The organism is Arthrobacter sp. UYNi723 (assembly GCF_054057635.1).
Window position 1 is genome coordinate 1 of the sequence record NZ_JBSRZM010000079.1, and the last position, 1,421, is coordinate 1,421.

Genomic DNA, 1,421 nt, shown 5'->3' on the forward strand with positions numbered 1-1,421 from the left:
GCCTGTTCGGTTTCGAGGAGCCGGTCGACTGCTTTGAATGCGGTGTGGGTGGGGTTGTGTTCGGGGATTTCCATGTCTACTTCGTAGACGGCGTTTGTGGGTCCGTCGATTTCGAAGTCCATGCGGACGTTGAACATGTGTTGGTGGATCGGGGCGTAGAGTCCGTCGTTGTTCAGGGTCTGGCCGTAGGGGCTTTTCTCGCCGGGTTTCTGGCCGGCGGTGGAGAGGATGCCGGTGGCCTTGACGAGGAACTCGATGCTGCCGTCGAGGAAGAGGTGCCAGTAGAAGGCGTACTCGTAGTTCGCGACGGTGGCGATGAAGGAGATTACGAGTTTGCGGCTGCGGCGGGTTTCGGTGGTGCCTTCGCGGAAGTCGAAGTGCTTCCAGAGGATCGAGTCGTCTTCTTCGTGCATGCAGATGGCGTTCTCGATGGTCAGGGGGTTGCCGTGGCTGTCGGCGGTGATGCCGTCGAAGTACTTGATCTCGCCCAGGCAGTCACAGCCCAGGGTCAGGGAGTTGGCCATGTTCCCGATGTTGTATTCGCCCGAGTCGAAGGCGTTCTTTTTGGCCTGGACGGGGGCGGTGTCACCGTAGGGGACGACCATTTCCGAGAGTGAGGCCCGGTTGATCACGGGGCGTTCGACGCCTTTGTTGCGGAATTTCAGCTGGTGCAGGACCAGGCCTTCGCGGGGGGTGAAGCCGACGCGGAAGGACCAGTCGGCCCACTGGACGTGGTTGCCGGTGACGGTGAAGGAGGCGCCTTCGGGCTGGGTGATGGAGATGGGTTTGAGGTCGGTGCGGGCCTCGCCGACGTACTTGGGCAGGTAGTTGCCGCTCGCGGACGGGACCGGGATTGCCTGGTCGTCTTCGACCTTGACGATTTCGCCGGTGTTCAGGTCCACGATGACGATGAAGTTCTCGATCGGGTGGGCGTAGGGGCTGTCGTCTGCTTCGTCGCGGACGAAGACGAGGGCGCGCATCAGGCGCCGGCCCTGATCGTCTTCGCCGAAGTAGCCCACGGACCAGGGTTCGAAGCAGACCAGGGACATGTCGGTGATGCCGCGTTTGGCCAGGGCGGCCTGGACTTCGGGGTCCTTGCGGCAGCTCTCTTCACCTTCGGCGAATTCGTCGAGCATGAACGGGGGGTGGATGTGTGCGGCGAGCTGCGTCCATTTCGAGACGATGCCCGAGTCCAGATCCACGATTGCTTCGTAGGACCGTGCCTCGGCCCGGTCGACGAGGACCGCGTCGGCCTCGCGGACCGTTGCCGCGCCGGACCGGAGCAGTTCCTTCTCCGGCTCGCGCAGCTCAATACTGATGAACCGGAACGATTCGGCCGCGGCCTGGCCATCCTTCAGGATGGCCGCGGCCCGGGAAATCTCGTCGCGGGAGAGCGGATCGAGAGGGTGTGCTACCCCAAC

At 63.1% G+C, this 1,421-nt stretch carries 1 protein-coding gene; it reads right to left on the minus strand.

What is annotated here, in order from left to right:
• A partial coding sequence (locus ACVWY0_RS22265; protein WP_485838629.1) for a primary-amine oxidase occupies positions 1 to 1,421 on the minus strand: 1,421 nt, incomplete at both ends.